The following is a 19,279-nucleotide window of genomic DNA, read 5'->3' on the forward strand; positions in this document are numbered from 1 at the left end:
GCGTCAGGACACATCGCTTATCTTCTCCAGCCGTATCACCAGCTCGTGCGCCTGGCCATCCAGCGCGATGCGCGCCTCGCCGGTGTCTTCAAGCCTTTTCCCATCAAGCGTAATACCCGCCGTCTCGCCGGCCTCAACCCGCTCAACGCGAATCGTCACGCGGCTGCCTTCCAGCTCGACGGTGGCTGAATAGCCCGGCCAATGGTCGGGAATGGCGGGGGCGACGATCAGCTCGTGCCCTTCGCGGCGAATACCGAGAATGCCGTTCACGCCGGCCTGATAGAACCAGCCGGCGGAGCCGGTGTACCAGGTCCAGCCGCCGTGGCCCGTATGCGGCGGTTCGGAGTAGACATCCGCGGCGATCACGTAGGGCTCGACGCGGTAGCGCTCGACCGCCTCATCGGTCAGCGCGTGGTTGATCGGGTTGATCAGCGAGAACAGCCGATGCGCCCGGTCGGCCTGACCCAGCCGGGCAAAGGCGAGAATCGACCAGGTGGCGGCGTGGGTATACTGCCCGCCGTTTTCACGCAGCCCCGGCGGGTAGCCCTTGATATAGCCGGGCTCCTGAGCGCTTTTGTTAAACGGCGGGGTGAACAGCAGTGCCAGGCCGTTGTCCTCATCGATCAGATGCTCCGAGACCGAGGCCATCGCCTGCTCGGCCCGCGTCGGGTCGGCACCGCCGGAGAGCACCGCCCAGGACTGGGCGATCGAGTCGATCCGGCACTCGAGGCTCTCTTTGGCGCCCATCCACTCGCCGTCATCAAAGGTGGCGCGGCGATACCAGGCGCCGTCCCAGGCATGAGTCTCCAGCGCGGTGCGAAGCGTCTCGCCGCGGTCACGCCAGCGGGCAGCACGCTCAGGGTCGCGAGGCGTAATGAGCGGGTCAAACAGGGCCAGCGTTCGCAGCAGCATCCAGCCCAGCCAGACGCTCTCGCCCTGGCCACCTTCGCCGACCCGGTTGAAGCCGTCGTTCCAGTCGCCGGTGCCGATCAGCGGCAGTCCGTGCTCGCCGAACTGCTCGAGCGCCTGCTCCAGTGCCCGCACACAGTGTTCAAACAATGGTGCGGTCTCGGCAGCCGTCGCCGGCTGGGAGAAGTCGTCATGGGCGCCGGCCACCAGCGGCGGGGCTTCCAGAAAGCCGACCGATTCATCAAGCACGGCGGGGTCGCCCGCGCTTTGCACATAGCTTGCGGTAGCAAACGCCAGCCACACCCGGTCATCGGCGATGCGGGTGCGCACGCCCTGGCCGGAGTGTGGCAGCCACCAGTGCTGCACATCGCCTTCGATGAACTGACGCCCGGCGGCGCGCAGCAGGTGGTGACGCGCCAGTTCGGGCTGGGCAAAGGTGAGCGCCATGCCGTCCTGAAGCTGGTCGCGAAAGCCGTAGGCGCCACTGGCCTGATAAAACGCCGAACGGGCCACCACGCGACAGGCCAGCGTCTGATAGGTCAGCCAGCCGTTGACCATCACATCCATCGCCCGGTCCGGCGTTTTGATCTGAAGCGCGCCGTGTAGCATGCGCCAGTAGTCTTCAACAGCCGTCAGCTCGGCGGCCAGATCCGCCTGGCGGTAGCGCGCAATCAGTGTGCGCGCGGTATCCGCATCACCGGCCAGACCCAGCAGGGCGGCCAGGGTGACGGTCTCGCCGGGTTCCAGTGTCAGTGTGCACTGCAGCACCGTGCAGGGATCCATCCCGGCGCCGGCCCGGCCACTGAGTTGCTGGCGCCCGGAGAGCGCCTCGGGCTCTGCCAGCGTCCCGGCGCCGAGGAACTCGCCGCGATCGGCGGTGAAGGCACGCTGTCGCGCGTCCAGATCAACAAAGCCGATCCGGTCGGGGAAGGCCATGTTCCACGGGTTGCGCATGAAAAGTGCCCCGGTCTCGGCGTCGTGCTCGGAGATCAGAAAGGGCGCGTTTTTGGCGCGGGCGTTGCCCATCACCCAGCTGGCGTAATAAGTGAGCATCAGCCGTCGAGGGGTCGCGGTGCGATTGGTCAGGGTGAGCTGCGAGATTTTGACCGGGTCTTCCAGCGGCACGAACTGCACCAGCGTCATCGCAAGTGCCTGGGTGTCGTGCTCAAAGCGGCTGACGCCGAAGCCGTGGCGGGCCACAAAGCGCGAGTGCTCGCGGCCGGGGCGATACGGCGCGGCGGTGACGGTGTCGATGGCGCCGCTGTCGGCGTCCTGGATATAGATCACCTCGCCGGAGGGGTCGCTGACCGCATCGTTGGACCAGGGCGTGAGCTGGTTGTCGCGGCTGTTGTCCGCCCAGACGTAGCTGCTGCCCTCGGCCGAGACCTGAAAGCCAAAGCCCGGGTTGGCGATGACGTTGATCCAGGGCTGCGGCGTGGTGGCGCCGTCATCAAGGACGCAGACGTACTCGCGCCCCTCGCTGGCAAAACCGCCGGTGCCGTTGAAAAACTCGAGCGTCTCTTTATCAAGCCTGTCGAGGCTCTCCCGTTCGGGATGAGTCGGGGCGCGCTCGACCGGGGCGTATTCGCTCGGTGTGGCATCCACCGGTGTGGCATCCGTCGGCGCCTGCTCGATGACCAGCGGCTCGTCGCCTGCCAGCAGCGTGGCGAGCTGGCGATGCAGCGGCCCCTTGTGGGCGCGCAGCACCACGCGGGCCACGGCCAGCACCAGATCCCGCGCAGACGGGCTCAGCTGATGTCCGCGAAGAGAGATGACATTGCCCAGCGCCGGGTCGTGGCCGTCGTGCGGCGGCGAGCAGTGGGTGCGCACGGCGGTGTCGATGGCGTCCTGAAGCTCCTGGAGATAGGAGTGGGAACGCTCGTTGAGAATCACCAGATCAACCCCGAGGCCCTTGGCCATCCAGTATTCGCGGGCGCGCAGCAGGGTCTCCACCCAGCCGATCTCCTCGGTGTCGGCCAGATGCAGTACCACGATCGGCAGATCGCCCGAGATGCCCATCGACCAGAGATCGGACTGTTTCGAGAGCCCGCGCAGAAGCGTCGGCTCCGGAGCGCGAAAGCGCGCGTCGTGATAGAGAATCGGCGCGGCCAGGCGCTGGAAGTCGGCGGCCTCGTCTAGGGCGATGCCCAGATGGCGCAGCTGCACCTGCGCCTGCGTCCAGGCCATCGTTCTGGCGCGCTCAAACGCGCCGGCGTCGTGGTGGCGGTCGATCAGCGCGACCAGACTGTCGCGGCTGTCGGCGGCCACGGTCCAGAAGTCGACGTGGGCGACGTGCCCCGGCGCGATGGAGACCACATGGCGCAGGGAGAAGATCGGGTCGAGCACCGCCCCGGTGCGCCCGTCATGCATCGGCTCGGCGCCGTCAAACGGTGCGTCACACAGGGCGGCCGCCGTGGACAGCGTGCGGCCACGGCCCAGGAATCGGGCGCGATCCGTCTCGAAGCGAAACCGTCGCGGCGTGGGTGGGGCGTCATCGCCGGCCTGTCCGGCCTCGTGTGGCGTCTCGCGGCTGGTGTCGTCGATCCGGATAAAGTGCCCCACCCAGATCGGCGCCTCGTTGGGGTCGCGGTGGCGGCGGGTGGCCGTCAGCGCCTGATACTCGGGGAGGGTATCGGTCTCGACGAACATTTTGGCAAACGCCGGATGGGCGTCGTCAGTGGCCGGCGTGGTCAGTACCAGCTCGGCCCAGGAGGTCAGCTCGATGGTGGCCTCGTGCTCGCCGTTGTTGGTGACGCTCACCCGTCTGATCTCGGCGTTGTCCTCACCGGAAACCCGCACCTCGAGCGTGGTGGTAAACGCCGCGTCATGCCGCACGAAGCGGGCGTGATCCTCGGCGAACTCGACCTCATGCGTGGCGCTATCAAGCTCGCCGTTATCATTGGCAATCGTGCGGGGGCCGCCGGCGAACCAGCGCCGTCCGGTCTCGCGGTCACGAAGGGCAATGAAGCTGCCCCAGTCATCCGTGGTCGGGTCCTCGCGCCAGCGCGTGATCGCCAGTTTCCCCCAGCGGCTGAAGCCGGCCCCGGCGTCGGTAAGCATCACCGTGTAGCGGCCGTTGGAGAGCAGATGCGTCACCGGCGGGGCGGACGGCCTGCCGGTCAGACGGCGCACCGCGGCCTCGATCGGCGGCTCATCGACGGTGATGACCGGGTCGGTGTCGTTGGGGGAGGGCAGCGTGGCGACTTCCCGCGGCAGGCGCTCGTGGAGCAGCAGCTCGCTGGCCTGAATCATCGGCTCGGCGTGGAAGTGGGTGCGAAGCCGTCCGCCCAGCAGGGCATTGGCGATGGCGACCACGGTCATGCCCTGGTGGTGGGCCATGACGTTGCGCACTACCACAAAGCGCCGATCCATCGGCAGGCGGGTGGGGGTGAAGTCGATGGCATCGAAAAAGCCGTAGCGACCCTCGGCGCCCAGTTCGCGCAGGCGCGCGAAATTATCGATCGCCGCACGCGGGGCGACCATCGCCGCCAGCGCCGTGGCGTAGGGGGCGAGCACGAAGCTCTCGGCCAGCCCGCGCTTGAGCCCGAGCGAGGGCACGCCGAAGTTGGAATACTGATAGTTGGCCTCAAGATCGCGCGCGTTGTAGGCCGACTCCGAAATGCCCCAGGGCTCGCCGCGCTGTCTGGCGTAGTCCCGCTGGCACGCCACCACCAGCCGGTTGGTCTGCTCCAGCAGGCTGTCGCGCGGGGCGCGCATCACCAGTGACGGCATCAGGTACTCAAACATCGAGCCCGACCACGACATCAGCACCACGCCGTCGGGCTGCGGGCTGACCGCACGCCCCAGCCGGAACCAGTGACGGGTCGGCAGATCGCCCTTGGCGATGCCGATCAGGCTTGCCAGTCGCGCCTCCGAGGCCAGCAGGTCGTAGCAGCCCTCATCAAGGCGATCCTCGCGCGGGGCGTAGCCGATCGACATCAGCTTGCGCTCGGCGACCAGCAAAAAGGCAAAGTCCATCTCGTGGGTCAGGGTGCGGGCGCGCCGGGCCAGCTCGCGCAGGCGCGTTTCCAGACGCAGCGCGGTCTCGATGTCGGCCTCGTGTTCAGCAAGGCAGCGTTCCAGACAGGGCAGCCAGTACGCCGGGGTCGCGCGTCGGGTCAGGTCATCGACGTCGTTGCCTTCCGGTGCCTCGGGCTCGAGCGCCACGCCCGGGTCATCGTCCTGTGTCGGAATGTCTGTCGAGGCGGCGGCCGGGGCATGAGGCGCCGGGGCGCTCTGGCTTGCCAGCAGCACACGCCAGCTTGCCAGCGAGCAGCGAACGTCAGCGGTGCTGTCGCGCCGGGTCGATTCGCCCTCAAGGCGCGCGATCAGGGCCTCGAGCTCGGCAAGCAGTCGGGTTTTTGTCGCCCCGGGCAGCGTCCGGTCAAGCTCGGTGTCTTCGTAAAAAAGATGCAGCGTATCGATCAAACCGTCACGCGGGTGGGCGACACAAGGCTCGTCGATCCACGCCTCGCAGGCGTTGGCCATCGCGATCAGGTGGCCGGCAAGGTTGCCGCTGTCCACCGCCGAGACGTAACGCGGCTCCAGCGGAACAAGCGTTGCGGTGTCGTACCAGTTGTAGAGATGGCCCCGGCAGCGCTCGAGCGAATCCAGCGTGTCAAAGGTCGCCTCCAGCCGCTCGACGGCACCGCGAGTTCCGATCCAGGCGAAATCCCGCGCCGCCACGCAGGCGAGCAGGTAGAGCCCGATATTGGTGGGTGAGGTGCGCTCGGCGATGACCGGCTCGGGGTCGAGCTGAAAGTTGTCGGGCGGCAGCGCGTTCGAGGCGGGTGTGACAAAGGTTTCAAAAAACTGCCAGGTGCGGCGGGCGATGTGGCGCAGCGTGCGCGACTGAGCCGCGTCGAGTCTGAGATTATCGGTGGTGTCCCCGGGGGCACGGCTGGTCCACAGTGCCACCAGCGGAGCGGCCAGCCAGGCCGCCAGCAGCGGCAGCAATAGCGGCCAGCCGGGCGTCTCGAACAGCGCCAGAACCAGCACCACGCCGAAGGCCAGCAGCATGCCGCCGGCCATCGCGCGGGCAAACCCCGCAACGCCCGGGTGGCGGTCCCGGATGAGGGCGGCGGCAGTGGTCCACTCGAGCAAATGTCGCCGGGAGACGTAGACGCGATAGAGCGTGCGCGCGATGGCATCCATCATCTGCCAGGCCTGATTGGCCAGCAGGACCACCGTCAACAGACAGCGCCCGGTTTCCAGCGCCAGATCGCGGGCAATCGTGCGCCGGTGATGGCGCCAGTCGCCATCGTAGTGGCGGGGCTTGAGTGCAAAGGTGATCGGCAACAGCGCCGGGATGACCAGCGCGGCCAAGGTCAGCAATAGAGCGACCAGGGCGACCGGCGCCTGAAACGCCGCACAGACCGCGAAGGCGGCAAACAGGCTCGGCGCCAGCAGCGAGCGGCGCAGATTGTCGACGATCTTCCAGCAGCCTACCGCGCCGAGCGCGCGCCGGTCGGCGCCCCTGCCCACCACCCAGGGCAGCAGCTGCCAGTCGCCGCGCACCCAGCGATGCTGGCGGCGGGCGGCCACGTCGTAGCGTTCCGGCTCCGCCTCGACCACCTCGACATCCGAGGCCAGGCCGGCGCGGGCGAAGATCCCCTCGAGCAGGTCATGGCTGAGCAGGCTGTTGTCCGGAATACGCCCGGCAAGCGCCGTTTCAAACGCGTCCACAGCGTAGATGCCCTTGCCCGCGAAAGACCCCTCTCCGAAGAGATCCTGATAGAGATCCGACACCGCAGCACTGTAGACGTCGAGACCGCCAGGGGCGGAGAACAGGCGCTGATAGCGCGACCCCTGCCGGCCGATGGGCAGTGACGGGGTGACGCGCGGCTGCAGGATGGCGTGGCCGTGGGTCACACGGCCGGTGTTATCGAGCACCGGCTGGCTGAGCGGATGCGCCATCTTGCCGACCAGTCGGGCGATGGTGTCCCGCGGCAGACGGGTGTCGCTGTCGAGCGTGACCACATAACGGACCCCTGCCGGAACCCAGGGGGCCCGGCCCCCCACGGCCGCGAAGGAGGTATCGGTGGCACCGCGCAGCAACCGGCTGAGCTCGGCAAGCTTGCCGCGCTTGCGCTCCCAGCCCATGAATTTGCCTTCGCCCGGATTGTACTGACGCCACCGGTAGAGCAGCACGAAGCGCGGCCCGTCCGGCCCGGGCCCGTGACGGCGATTGAGCGCGGCCACGGCGTCCCCCGCCAGTTGCAGGCGGCGAGCATCTTCAGGCGTCTCGGCGCTGTCGGCATCGAGCCCGTCAAGCAGCAGCGTAAAGGTCAGCGCCCCGCCGTTGCCGGAGAGATAGTGCACCTCCAGACGCTCGACCAGCTCGGCAATCTCGTCGTCACTGCCGAGCATGGCGGGGATCACCACCATTGTTCTGAGCGAGGCAGGTACGCCGTGCTCCAGCGCCAGCCCCGGCAGCGCCTCCCCACCCACCCCCATGCCCAGCATGCGATTCACCAGTGACATGGCGATATCGTTGGCGGGCAGCACCATCAGTGCCAGCCACACCCAGGCCCAGCCCGAGACCAGCCCGGCCGACATGAGCCCCCACCACGCCAGCAGCAGGATCGCCGCGGTGAGCAGCCAGCAGGCCCCGGCGTAGCCGGCAAGGCCCATTCCAAGCACCAGCCGGCGAAGCCGCAGAGGCGGCGGGGCGCGAAAGCCCAGCGCGCGCTCAAGCTCGGGTCGACCGTCATCGATCAGGTAGTAACCGGGGTCGGCGCGGCGGATCGCCCGGGTATCGAGCGTGTCGGACGCAGGGGGCGTCCCGGCGGCCTCCAGGGCGCGGCGGGCGACCGTGATTTCGTCGCAGCCGGCCCCGCGGGCGAGCTGTTCGATGGCGTTGCGGTAGCGGTCACGGGTGGCGAAATCCATCTCGCCGAAACGGCTGTGATCGCGCAGGCAGCGATCCACCAGGCTTGTCTGCTCCACCAGGGCGGCCCAGTCAAAGTCGGCAATGTGGCGCAGGCTGGTGATGGCGTTGCGCACGCTGATGTTGGACGCCCCCTGACGGTGATGGGCGCGCTGGATGACGGTGGCGGTGGTGGTCTCCAGCCGCGTCATCTGCTGTTCCAGCCAGTAGAGCGCCGGGGAGCGTCCCGGGTCCTGATCGCGCAGGCGCTTGGCCAGCTGGGCGTAAAAGTGCTCGGTAAAATTGCCCAGCGCGTGCAGGTCGACCTCGGTCAGCGCCCGGCTGCTGTCGATGTCGGGGCTGAGTATCCGCTCGCACAGCGCGTCGGCGGCGTTGCGGGCATCGCGCGCGCCCACGATCTGCTCGGCCAGACGACGGATGTTTTCCACCAGTACCAGCCGCAGCGAGATCGCCACTGCCCACAGTTCCCCCAGGGTCAGCACTTCAACGCGCTGATAGGCCTCGAGAAAGCGAATCAATGTCGGGGCATCGAAGCGGCTGTCGGTGTGGGCGATGTAGGCCCAGGTCAGCCCGAAGACCCGCGGATAGCCGGCAAACGGGCCGTCGGCAAGTTTGGGCAGCTGGCGGTAGTAGCCCGGCGGCAGGTCGCGGCGAATGTCGCTGACGTGCTTTTCGACGTGGTTATAGTGATCCAGCAGCCACTCGGCGGCGGGTACGGTGTCGCGGCGATGGGCGGCGTCGACGCTCAGACGATGATGGGTCGCGCCCAGCGCGGTGATGTTGTCGGCAAGGCGCTGATAGAGCGGCACCGCTGCTGGCGGGCGCGCGGTAATCGGCTGCGCCGCCGCCAGACTCTCGGCGTGCTGCTCGAGCCGCTCCGGCCCGAACAGCTCCTCGCGTACCGGCTCCAGGCTGTCCCAGGGCGGATCGGACGGCGCGCGCTGGCGTGTGAACCGCTGCCAGAGGTTCATTGAGCCACCGACAGGGGGCAACACGAGCGGTGAGCACAGGGGACAGGAAAACATCGATCCATCGTCGTTCTCCTTCTCGTCACTAGACGAGAATACGGCCGGCACGGACGCGGGTTGCGCGCTGCGTGCTCGGCCAGAGCCTCACCACGCCGTCACCGGCCGGCCGCACTGTCGAGAACAGTGCAGCCGGCAAGCGGCATGGTGAACGAGGTGAGAGGCGTCGCGTCAGGGAAAGCGCGTGGGCCGAAAAAAGAAGCGGCGGGGAGAGACACGCGCCTGACGCGAATCCGGACAGGTCGTCCTGTGCAGTATGGTTCGCGCCGGTGCGGTTGGCGAGGCGCGTTATCTTATATTCGCCAGCGAAGTGGGTGGTCGTTTTTCAAAACACCGGCCTCGTTCCAATCCGCCCAGCCGCTCATGGGAATGGGTCGTTCTTCGCTCAGCGTTTGAACGCGCGTTGCCCAGCGCATTTTCTCCTTCTCGAGATGGGCACGAAATCCCGCTTCCTGTTGATAGCTCAACCCGCCGCCCTGAACGCCGTACGTCAGCTGAGGCACCAGCACCGATAGTCCGACGTAGTAGAGCGAGCAGTGCAGCGGCCACATGAGGGTGGCGATATCGCCGCTGCGACCCAACGGGCCGAAAGTCGCTTCTGGTGCACCGGTGGTCACCGAGCAGAGCGCGCGCCGGCCGCTGAGCGGGCCGCGATCGAATCGGCGGCTGCCAGTGTAGAGACCGCCATACACGAAGACGCGATCAAACCAGCCCTTGAGCATCGCCGGTACCCCGTGCCACCACAGTGGAAACTGAAAGATCACCGTCTGCGCCCATTTCAGACGCGCGATTTCTCGGCTGACATCGGCTGCGAGGGCATCGCCCTCGTAGTGCCAGCGCTGCTCGTCCAGCGCCTGAAAATATGACGGTTCGCGGCGGGTGGCGTAGCGACCGGGGCCTTCGACGGGCTCAAATTCCTCGGCGTAGAGATCACTGACAAGAACTTCATGACCAGCGTGTTCCAGCGTCTCTATCGCGGTATCTGTCAGCGCGGCGTTAAAGGATTTTGGTTCGGGATGGCAGTGAACAATCAGAACTTTCATGGAGAGCGTCCGTAACGTGGCAGGAATCGCTACAGTAGGTTGTGCAGAAACCAGGGGAAATTCCCAAAAACCGCAAGCCAGGTTTGCAAGAACGCACAGGGTGGTTAGTGAACTCGATGCTTAAATGGGACGATTATCGCTTGGCGCTTGCCATTGCCGAATCGGGATCGCTCTCTGGGGCCGCGCGTCGGCTGGGAGTCAACCACGCCACGATCTTTCGGCGTCTAGGTGCCCTTGAAGCGCGTGCGGGCACCCAATGCTTCGAGCGCCACGGCAGTGGGTACGTGGCGACCCCCATCGGCGAAATGATCGCAGCGACGGCCCGGCAGATGCATCTTGCCGTGGCCGGCGCCGAGCGTGCGCTGATGGACAGCGACACCGCTCTGACCGGCACGTTGCGTATTACCACCACGGATGCCCTGCTGGCCCATGTATTGATGCCAGTGCTGGCCGAATTTCGTCACGCTCACCCTGGCCTCATGATCGAGACGACGACCTCGGCCGAGTTGCATAACCTCACCCGGCGCGATGCCGACGTCGCATTACGCCCCACTGACCACCCACCCGAGACACTGACGGGTAGAGAGCTGGGGCAGCTGCGTCAGGCCGTTTATGTCTCGATCGACAATGGGACGGATGAATCAATCCTCTGGGTGGGGCCGGATGCGTCGATGGCCTATCGTTCGCTTGAGAAATGGATTAAAGCCCGGGGTGTCGATGAGCAGGTCGGCTTCCGGGCGGACTCGACCCTCGGCATGACCATGGCTGTGCAGGCAGGTCTGGGGCAGGGCGTATTGCCCTGCTATCTCGCCGAGACAATGGAAGGTCTGGTGCGTGTCGGCGATCCTGTCCCTGAGCTGGAGACCGGGGTGTGGCTGCTGACCCATCCGGATATTCGACGGACTGCCAGCATTAGTGCCCTGTTTGAAATGCTGATTGGCCGTGTACGGTTCGAGTAGCTGATCACCGCGTCCGAGGGGAAGCGCCGTTACTCATCAATCAGCCCGCGCGCGTCGTGAAATGGATACGGCCCCTCATGCTCGCCGATCACGCCGGTGTGAGTGATGAGGCTTCCGTCACGCCAGAGGTGCAGCTGGTAGCCCGGCGGCTCCATCACGAAGGCGGCGTCACCGGGCGCGCGCAGATCCAGCGATCGGGCAGCAGCTGGCAATGGTGCCGCCGAAGCGGCGAAAGATGCTGCGGTGCACATGGCCGCAGATGATGCGCTCAACGTTGGGGTAGTCGCGCACCAGCGCTTCCAGTTCACGGGCGCCCGTCAGCCCCTGGGCATCCATGTGGCCGATGCCGGTGGCAAAGGGCGGGTGGTGCATGAACAGCAACGTGGGCCGCTCGGGCTGCTCGGCAAGGCGCGCTTTTAGCCAGTCCAGGCGCTCGCGGCACAGCTCGCCGCGGCCCTCGCCGGGGACCAGTGTGTCCAGCCCGATTAGGCGCACCGGGTGATCCTCCAGGGTGTAGTGCATAAACCCTGTCCGGCCCAGATACGTGTGGTCGGGAAAGGCCTCGCGAAGCGCGCCGCGCGCATCGTGGTTGCCTGGAATGACGTACCAGGGCAGCGCCAGCGCCTTGAGCTGTTCACGCAGGGCGGCGTACTCATCAGGCCGGCCGAAATCGGTCAGGTCGCCGGTGATCAGTACCACGTCAGGCCGCGGGTCGAGCGCGTTGAGTGCGGCAATGGCCGGCGTCAGGTGGCGGTCGGTTGCCACCACGCGGTAGGCCTTCTGCCCCGGCATGCGCAGGTGCAGGTCGGTAATCTGGGCAATCAGCATGACGGGGTTCCGGGCGCGTAGAGGGTCATGAGTCCTTCCTCTCTGATGACAATGTTTTCATCATGGCGGGATTGTTTGACGGGCAGATGACGGCCCAATATCGGTGACCGGAGGCGGGCAAGACAGTAATGCAGCAGGAGAGACAGGCCATATGGCTACTGGATTCCAGCATCGGCGGGCTAACGATTGCCCGCGCCATTCGACACCGCCTGCCGGGACTGACGCAGCACTACATTGCCGACCATGCGGCCTTTCCCTACGGCGATCTGTCCGGTGATGCGCTGGTTGAGCGGGTGTGTGACCTGATGAGTCGCGTCTTGTCGGCCCAGCCGGTCGATGCCGTGGTAATCGCCTGCAATACCGCCTCGACCGTGGTGCTGCCGGCGCTCAGGGAACGGCTGTCGATCCCGGTGGTAGGCGTGGTGCCGGCGATTCGACCGGCCGCCGCGGCAAGCGCCAGCGGTGTCATCGGGGTGCTGGCCACACCCGGGACGGTGAGAAGCGCGCATGTCGCTACCCTGATCGAGCGCTTTGCCGACCACTGCCGGATATTGAAAATCGGCGCCCCGAACCTTGCCGCGCTGGCCGAACAGTACTGGTTGAAGGGCACCCTCGACCGCGAGGCGCTGACTCGTGAGCTGGCTCCGCTGCGTGCACCCGAGTGGTGCTCACTTGATCAGCTGGTATTGGGCTGCACCCACTATCCGCTGCTGCGTGAGGCGATTGCCGCGCAGTTGGGTGATCACGTGAGCTTGATCGATTCGGGTGATGCCGTCGCCCGGCGGCTGGAAGCCGTGCTGGCGGACCCCGGGCTCAAGCAGGGCGACAGCGCTGGCGGGTGTTTTTATACAACCGGTGGGCTGACTGAAAGTGCCGCGCTGGCTGCAAGGATCAGAGACGAGGGGCTGCAAACAGGCAGCATCCGGGCAAGCGTGTAACGCCGCATGATGACCCTGCGGGCAACGGCGCGCGCTTCAAAGTCTCGAGTCGGGCTGGAAGGTTAGAGGCTCGGCGCTTGCCACGGCCTGATCAAACAGCGGATGTTCCGGGTTGAGCATGTAGTTGAACTCTCTGGGGACGACCACGCTGGGCAGCGCCAGGGCCAGACTCTGGCCGGAGGCCAACCAGCCGTCGCCGAGTTCGGCGGTCTCGGCCGGGGCCGGCGCTTCCTGCCAGTTATCGGGCAGACTTTCTGCGCCAACGCGCAAAATGCTGTCAGCGGGGAGCGTCAGGCGCAGCAGAGCATAGGCATCAAGCAGCCGGTAGCTCTCCAGATGCACCATGACTTCCAGCAGCGCCAGCGACTCTGAGCTTGCGACGTAGACACAGGCACGCCCCGGGCTGTTCCAGCGTCCACCGAAAAGGCGTGCGCCTTCTCCATCAAAGGCGCTGTCCAGATACCGGTGCTTGACCAGTCGATAGGCGTTGACCTTACTCACGCACAGACCCCGTGCTCCAGCCGACCGATCAGGTTCAGCACCGTCTGATACTCGGCCGAGGTGACGCTCATCTCGATCGGCTTGCGACCTCCCAGACCGATGTTGGGCTTAAGCAGCCAGGCCCGGGCGCCTTCGGCATCGCCTTCAAACAGATCCAGCGCTGCCTTGAAAAGCTCGGCAAACCGGTACAGACGATCACTCTCTGCCATCTTGAAGCGGCCCGATCTGGCCCGGCGGCTCAACGTGGCCGAAGGAATATCCACGTAGCGCGCCAGCGCCTTCTGTTCGATGCCAGACACTTTTGCCAGGTTCGGATAGACCCGGTATTCCACGCCCTCATGCAGCAGTTCATGCAACCTACGCCCCCTGGCAGGCAGGCCAATCTGCTGCCAGAAACCACCTGTTGATGCTTTCGGAGGATGATATTCGGTAAAGGTCGTAACCATGACAGCGCTCCAGTAGATATATGGATCATATATCAGGTGATAAAAGCGTGTCACGCTGATATCCAGCCTCAACGCGCTATCGACAGTCTCACGGCAGCTGCCGAATCACGCGGGCGGGGTTGCCGACGGCCACGACGTTGGCGGGAATATCCCGGGTGACCACGGCGCCGGCGCCGATGACGCTGTCCTCGCCAATGGTGACGCCGGCCAGCACGATGACGCCGCCGCCCAGCCAGACATTGTCGTGCAGCACAATGGGGGCGCCGGCTTCGAGCTTGTCCCGGCGGGCCTGGGCATCGATAGGGTGGGTAGGTGTTAAAAGCTGCACGTTGGGGCCGATTTGCACGTCCCGGCCGATGGTGATGGGGGCCACGTCGAGTGCCATCAGGCCGAAGTTGGCGAAAACCCCCTCGCCGACACTGATGTTGAAGCCGTAGTCGACATACAGCGGCGCGCGGATATGGGCAGTGTCGCCCAGTTCCCTGAAAAGCCCCTTCAATACGGCATGCGCCGCGCCAACGTCGTGCTCGTAGCGCCGGGCGAACTCGGCCATGGCGCGTTTGGCGATGTCGGCGTCCCGGGCAAGTTCCGGGTCATCGGCGATGTAGAGCTCGCCGGCGAGCATCTTCTGCTTTTGTGAACGGGCATCTGCTGCGTGGTCATCGCCCATGAGAGGCTCCTGAGGTCTGTGCCATCGATATTTACCCATGCCACGCCCTGATCATATGTCAGCTTTTGACGTCTCGCCTATTAGGCATCAGGCACCGGCGTGACCAGCGGTTTGCCGTCACGGAAGGCCTCGAGGTTTTCAATCACTAGATCCACGGTGGCATCCAGCGCCTCGGGTGAGAGGCCGGCGGTATGCGGCGTCATGATGATGCGCGGGTCGTCCTTGAAGGCCTGAGGCACCTCGGGTTCATGCTCGAAGACGTCCAGCGCGGCGCCGGCGAGGCGCTTTTCGCTCACCGCACGGGCCAGGGCGTCGCTGTCCACCACGCTGCCGCGGCCGATGTTGACCACGATGCTCTCAATCTTCATGACACCCAGCAGGGCGTCATCGATCAGGTGGTGAGTGTCGTCGCCGCCGGGCAGGGCGCTGACCAGCACGTCGGCCTGTTCGGCGACACGTTTGGGGTCCGACTCGTGCTGCCAGTCGAGATCTTCCTTCGGCTGACGGCTGAAGTAGACAATCGGCATGTCAAAGCCGTAATGGGCGCGACGGGCGATGGCGCGCGCCACGTTACCCATGCCCAGTAGTCCCAGCGTCTTGCCGTGCAGCACCGGGGCGCCACGGCGGATTTCCTTCCATTGATCCTTTCGCAGGCCGGCATCGCCCTGCGGAATACGGCGCAAACAGGCGAGTATCAGCCCGAGGGCGTGGTCAGCGACCGTCTCGGCATTGGTGCCGGGGCCGTGGACGACCTCGATGTCGCGTTCGCGGGCGGCCGACACGTCGATGCCTTCAAAGCCCACCCCCTGGGCGCAGATCAGCCCCAGATTCGGCAGTTCGTCCATCTCCTGCGCGCTGAAGCCGATGGTGCCGATGGTCATGACCGCGCGGATGTCGTCGCGATGATGGCTTAGAACCTCGCGTCGGGTCTCGGCGTCCTCGGCCATATGCAGGTGAACGCCGGTGGCTTCGATGCAGGACTGGTGATGGCGTGACAGGCGGGTCACGACCAGCAGATGAATCGGCATGGCAGGAATCTCCCAGGGTCGGGGTGGTATCGGTCCCGCTACCTTATCGCGGCGGGTCATGGTCATGGTCAGGGTAGAGCGGCGAGGGGCTGCCCGCGCTGAATATTCGGCGGGCACGTACGACCATCGAAACACAATGCCCGTTGAATGGGTGCTAATGTAATGGCATGTGGGCCGGATCGTTCATGCGACGGACCCTGCTGCATCACTCGTTGTGCTGGCTGGCGGATCCCCCTGTCGTGGACAGGGCACCGTCATCCGCCAAAGGAAGGAGATGAATCATGACGCAGAACATTCTGATACCCCTTGATGGCTCCCGCAGTGGGCGCAGGGCCCTTGAGCACGCGTGTCTGATGCAGCAGGCCGCCGGCGCTACCCTGCATCTTCTCCACATTGTCGAGCCGCCTCCGGCCACCGACCACATGGGCGCGCAGACCGGTTCGACGCCGGTGGATTACACCCCGACGAAGGGACACGAGGATGGCGAGGCGCTGTTGAAGGCGACATGGTCGGAAGTCGGTGACCCCGCGGCCGAGGTCCACTTCCATGTCGAGGACAACCCGCCGGGCCGGCCGGAAAAAACGATCGTGGCGCTGGCCCGGGAGCTGGACGTGGACGCCATCGTGATGGGCAGCCGCGGCCTGAGTGACATGAAGGGACTGGTCGTGGGCAGCGTGTCGCACAAGGTCTCCCATGTGGCCCACTGTACGGTGATTACGCTCCACGTGCCCGATGCCGAGCCCGATAATGGCAACGCTCACTGAGCCATTCCGGCGCTGCGCCGGGGCCGATGCCGTGGCGGCATCGGCCCCGGTTCCTACGGCGTCGATTCGATGCCCGGGCGCGTCCGGGCATCGCCGGCGTCACTGTCGATCACGGATTCAAAGGCGCGCAGACGCTTGATGATCGAGAGCAGCTCGATGATGGTCGACCAGGAATTGACCAGATACTGAAAGGATTCGCGTACCTGACCGAAGACGTTGAGGATCTGCTGTAAAAGCCCCAGCGTCAGCTTGCCGGCGACGATCGAGGGTGCCAGTACGATCAGTCCGAACACCACGTCGGCCTGCAGATAGAAGATGCGGGCAATGTTGAAGTAGGCGTAGTGCCAGTAGAGGCGAAAGTAGTTGCGCCGCACCCGGTTGAACAGCGTGGCGACGGTGACCGGGTCCGCGCGGTCTTGATCGTCCTCGCCGTAGACCAGCTCCTTGCGGTAGGCCGCCTCGACGCGTTGATTGCGAAACTCGAGCCCTGGCAGACGGATGCCCACCACGGCCAGCAGCACGGTGCCAAACAGCGACCAGGCAATCGCCGACCACACCAGCGCGTTGGGGATGTGACCGACCAGCGGCAGCTCGGTAATGTTTTCCGACATCGTGACCAAAAGCGGCATGAAGGCGATCAGGGTCATCACCGCCTTGAGCAGATTGACGCCCAGCCCCTCCAGCGTGGTGGAAAAGCGCATGGTGTCTTCCTGCACGCGCTGGGCGGCACCCTCGATGTGGCGCAGCTGTGACCAGTGACGCATGTAGAAGTTGTTCATCGCCCAGCGCCAGCGAAAGATGTAGTGGCTGACCACGAAATAGTTGAGCACGCCGACCGTGACGGCCACAAAGGCGATGCCGGCGAAGCTGAACATGCCGGTGTAGATATCGGTCACCGTCACGTCGCTGTCACCGCCCAGCGCCTGCTGGATCATGTCCCAGAACGGCCCGTACCAGGCGTTGACGGCCACGCTGGTCTGCACCGAAAACCAGGTCATGAAGATGATCAGCGCACTGCCAAGAATCGACCAGCGCTGCCAGCGATGGGGGCGGATCAGGGCCCACGCCGCGGCAAAGACCATGACGCACAGTGCATAGTAGAGATAAAACCACAGCATCGAGGGCGCCCAGAAGCGCGAGACATCGACGGGCAGGGCCTCACCCTCGGCCAGCGGCGGCAGCCCGATGGCCGCGCCCCAGTCGCTGACCCCCATCTGCCAGAGACCGATACAGATCAGTGCCCAGATCACAACGCTTGCGAAAAAAACAGGCGGGTTGGGAAAAAAAGACCGTAACACGATAGACATCCTGCAATAGGGGCAACATTGAGGCCGCCCCGATGGGGCCGCGCATCCTTCATCGACCCCATGGGAGACATTGCGTTCCACGATCAACGCACCGGGCGAACCCGGTGGCTTATATCACGACCGCGTGCCCGGTCGTGTCGTGAAATGGCACCACCCGGTGAATACCTACCAGTTCAGCGTCTCGAAATCCCCCTCCTGGCGTTGCGCCGCGGTCTTTTCCTGATGTTCGGTGGCGGGGTCATTGGTGGCCCCATCGGCCGGCAACGGGCCGGCGCCCGGGTCGCGGGCGATGCCGTTGGTCACCGGGTGGTCGCGGAAATACTCGTCAAAGCGCTTTTGCGCCTGGTCACCGAACAGGATCTCGCACGCCTCCATCAGCCCGGCCGACTGGCGGATGGTCTCCTGGCGCGAGACAAGGCTGATCTTGGAGCGCCGGCGCAGGAAGTCCTCGAGTTTGGTGATCATCTCGCGACGCGCGGCCTGGCGTACCTCGGCGCGGATGTATTCGGTGCCCTCGATGAGAATTTCTGCCTGGCGCGGGTCCTCGCGGATGTACTCCAGAATGCCGATGGCATGCGCCGCGTAGCGCCGCCACAGCCGGGTCGACAGCGGCTCGGAGGCGCTGGCATCGGTGTAGTCGTCGAGCTTCATCAGGCGGGCCTGGTGGAAAAACTCGTCGCGCACGGCGTCCACCGGCTCGCCGTACCAGCGATAGTCCGGGAAGCGAATGTCGATGCCCATTGTCTTGACCAGATCAACGATCTCCTCGCCGACGTTGATGCAGTCGGTGAGCTTGCCGCCAAAGATGCTGATAAAGCCCTGATTGATGTCGGAATCGATCTCGTGCTTGCGCGAGAGCTGCAGGAAGTCGCGGTCCTTGCCGCTGGTGTTCTGCACCGCCAGCGGCCGTACCCCGCAGCGAGTAGAGATGATGTCGTCGCGATCCAGCGGCTTTCCAAGCGACAACCGCGCGTTGATGTTATCCAGCACGAATTTGACGTCATCGTCGGTGATGGCGGCGTGGGGGTCTTCGGTGCGGGTATCGGTGGTGCCGATACAGGTGCGCGTGCCCATGGGAATGGCGAAGAAAAGCCGGCCGTCTTCGTCGAAAAACGCCAGTACGCGCTTGTTGGGCGTTATCTGGTCGACGATCAGGTGGATGCCCTTGGAGAGCACGTGGCGGTGCTCGGTGTGCTTGTCGGCCAGGGCGTTGGTGCGATCGGCCAGCGGCCCGCAGGCGTTGACCAGGGTCTTCGTCTTGACCGTCCATTCACGGCCGCTCATGACGTCCTTCAGCCCCACATGCCAGAGATCCCCCTGGCGCTCGAAGCCGGTGGCCTCGACGTAGTTGGCCGCCACGCAGCCGCTGTTCATGGCGGTGCGCACGAAATTCCACACAAAGCGGGCGTCGTTGTCGTGCAAAAAGGCGTCAGAGTATTCGAAACAGCCGATGGCCGGCTCGGTGTTGATCACCGGCTCCTCGCGATTGATGGTCGAAAGGCTCGGCAGGCGCGGCACTCTGGTAAAGCCGTTGCCGAACAGCCAGTAGATCCAGGTGCCCGCCCACAGCATCAACGGATGCCAGCGAAAGCTTTTGGTGATCGTGGTAAGAAAGCGGATCTCTTGCACGGTGGAGGGGTAGTGCTTGATCAGGTGGTTGCGCGAGACACACAGTTCGCGCACCAGCTTGAAATCCCGCGACTCCATGTACTTGATGCCGCCCCAAATGAGGTTGGACGACCACATGCTAGTCATGCCGGCAAAATCGCCCTGCTCCACCAGACCGACCTTCACGCCGCGCCCGGCCAGCGCCGCGGCGCAGACTGCGCCGTTGATGCCGCCGCCGATGATCAGCGTGTCGTAGACCGCGCCGTCGGCGAGTCTTTCGATATTGCTCTGCCTGAGTTGCATCGTTGTGCTCCGCGTATCAAAAGAGTGGCGCGCCAGGACGGGGGACCCCGTAGAGGCGTTG

12 protein-coding genes are annotated in these 19,279 nt (G+C 65.3%); 3 read left to right on the top strand and 9 right to left on the bottom strand.

Going from position 1 to position 19,279, the window contains the following annotated elements; translation table 11 throughout:
* Positions 1 to 3: 3 nt before the first annotated feature.
* Both C8D72_RS10275 and C8D72_RS10280 read right to left on the bottom strand, forming a co-directional pair.
* The gene (locus C8D72_RS10275; RefSeq protein ID WP_115854498.1) at positions 4 to 8,769 is read right to left on the bottom strand and encodes a GH36-type glycosyl hydrolase domain-containing protein; all 8,766 of its coding nucleotides are present in this window, start codon (positions 8,767 to 8,769) and stop codon (positions 4 to 6) included.
* A 347-nt stretch (positions 8,770 to 9,116) separates the two neighbouring features.
* Positions 9,117 to 9,866: an NAD(P)H-dependent oxidoreductase gene (locus tag C8D72_RS10280; RefSeq protein WP_115854304.1), complete on the bottom strand. Its 750-nt coding sequence runs from the start codon at positions 9,864 to 9,866 to the stop codon at positions 9,117 to 9,119.
* 116 nt (positions 9,867 to 9,982) lie between these two features.
* Between C8D72_RS10280 and C8D72_RS10285 the strand changes: the two genes are divergently transcribed.
* Positions 9,983 to 10,825 (top strand): LysR family transcriptional regulator, encoded by an 843-nt coding sequence (locus C8D72_RS10285; RefSeq protein ID WP_115854305.1) that lies wholly within the window; start codon positions 9,983 to 9,985, stop codon positions 10,823 to 10,825.
* Positions 10,826 to 10,993: 168 nt separating this feature from the next.
* Here C8D72_RS10285 and C8D72_RS10290 read toward each other — a convergent pair whose 3' ends face one another.
* Entirely contained in the window at positions 10,994 to 11,653 is a 660-nt protein-coding gene (locus tag C8D72_RS10290) for a phosphodiesterase (RefSeq protein WP_245955221.1), read from the bottom strand.
* Positions 11,654 to 11,781: 128 nt separating this feature from the next.
* Here C8D72_RS10290 and murI point away from each other — a divergent pair, with 128 nt between their 5' ends.
* Complete coding sequence (murI, locus tag C8D72_RS10295; protein ID WP_115854306.1) at positions 11,782 to 12,591, top strand: glutamate racemase; 810 nt, start codon at positions 11,782 to 11,784, stop codon at positions 12,589 to 12,591.
* A gap of 36 nt (positions 12,592 to 12,627) precedes the next feature.
* On the opposite strand, the gene C8D72_RS10300 is transcribed toward murI, so the two are convergent.
* The 4 genes from C8D72_RS10300 to C8D72_RS10315 form a co-directional block, all read right to left on the bottom strand.
* Positions 12,628 to 13,092, bottom strand: coding sequence for an RES family NAD+ phosphorylase (locus C8D72_RS10300; protein ID WP_115854307.1), 465 nt, complete (start codon positions 13,090 to 13,092; stop codon positions 12,628 to 12,630).
* Positions 13,089 to 13,448 carry a type II RES/Xre toxin-antitoxin system antitoxin gene (gene parS, locus C8D72_RS10305; protein ID WP_245955222.1) on the bottom strand — a complete coding sequence of 120 codons (360 nt, stop codon included), beginning with the start codon at positions 13,446 to 13,448 and terminating at the stop codon, positions 13,089 to 13,091. Before parS ends, C8D72_RS10300 begins: the two co-directional genes overlap by 4 nt.
* A 178-nt stretch (positions 13,449 to 13,626) precedes the next feature.
* Positions 13,627 to 14,208 (bottom strand): sugar O-acetyltransferase, encoded by a 582-nt coding sequence (locus C8D72_RS17755; protein WP_115854309.1) that lies wholly within the window; start codon positions 14,206 to 14,208, stop codon positions 13,627 to 13,629.
* 80 nt (positions 14,209 to 14,288) lie between these two features.
* Complete coding sequence (locus tag C8D72_RS10315) at positions 14,289 to 15,236, bottom strand: NAD(P)-dependent oxidoreductase (protein WP_170140565.1); 948 nt, start codon at positions 15,234 to 15,236, stop codon at positions 14,289 to 14,291.
* Positions 15,237 to 15,517: 281 nt separating this feature from the next.
* Here C8D72_RS10315 and C8D72_RS10320 point away from each other — a divergent pair, with 281 nt between their 5' ends.
* Positions 15,518 to 16,000, top strand: a complete 483-nt coding sequence (locus tag C8D72_RS10320) for a universal stress protein (RefSeq protein ID WP_115854311.1) — start codon at positions 15,518 to 15,520, stop codon at positions 15,998 to 16,000.
* 53 nt (positions 16,001 to 16,053) lie between these two features.
* Here the strand turns inward: C8D72_RS10320 and sbmA are convergent, their stop codons facing one another.
* Both sbmA and C8D72_RS10330 read right to left on the bottom strand, forming a co-directional pair.
* Positions 16,054 to 17,298 carry a peptide antibiotic transporter SbmA gene (sbmA, locus tag C8D72_RS10325; RefSeq protein WP_115854312.1) on the bottom strand — a complete coding sequence of 415 codons (1,245 nt, stop codon included), beginning with the start codon at positions 17,296 to 17,298 and terminating at the stop codon, positions 16,054 to 16,056.
* Between the two features lie 174 nt (positions 17,299 to 17,472).
* Positions 17,473 to 19,218: a glycerol-3-phosphate dehydrogenase/oxidase gene (locus C8D72_RS10330; protein ID WP_115854313.1), complete on the bottom strand. Its 1,746-nt coding sequence runs from the start codon at positions 19,216 to 19,218 to the stop codon at positions 17,473 to 17,475.
* Between the last annotated feature and the right edge of the window lie 61 nt (positions 19,219 to 19,279).

Source organism: Kushneria indalinina DSM 14324 (assembly GCF_003385845.1).
GTDB classification, from domain to species: Bacteria; Pseudomonadota; Gammaproteobacteria; order Pseudomonadales; family Halomonadaceae; genus Kushneria; species Kushneria indalinina.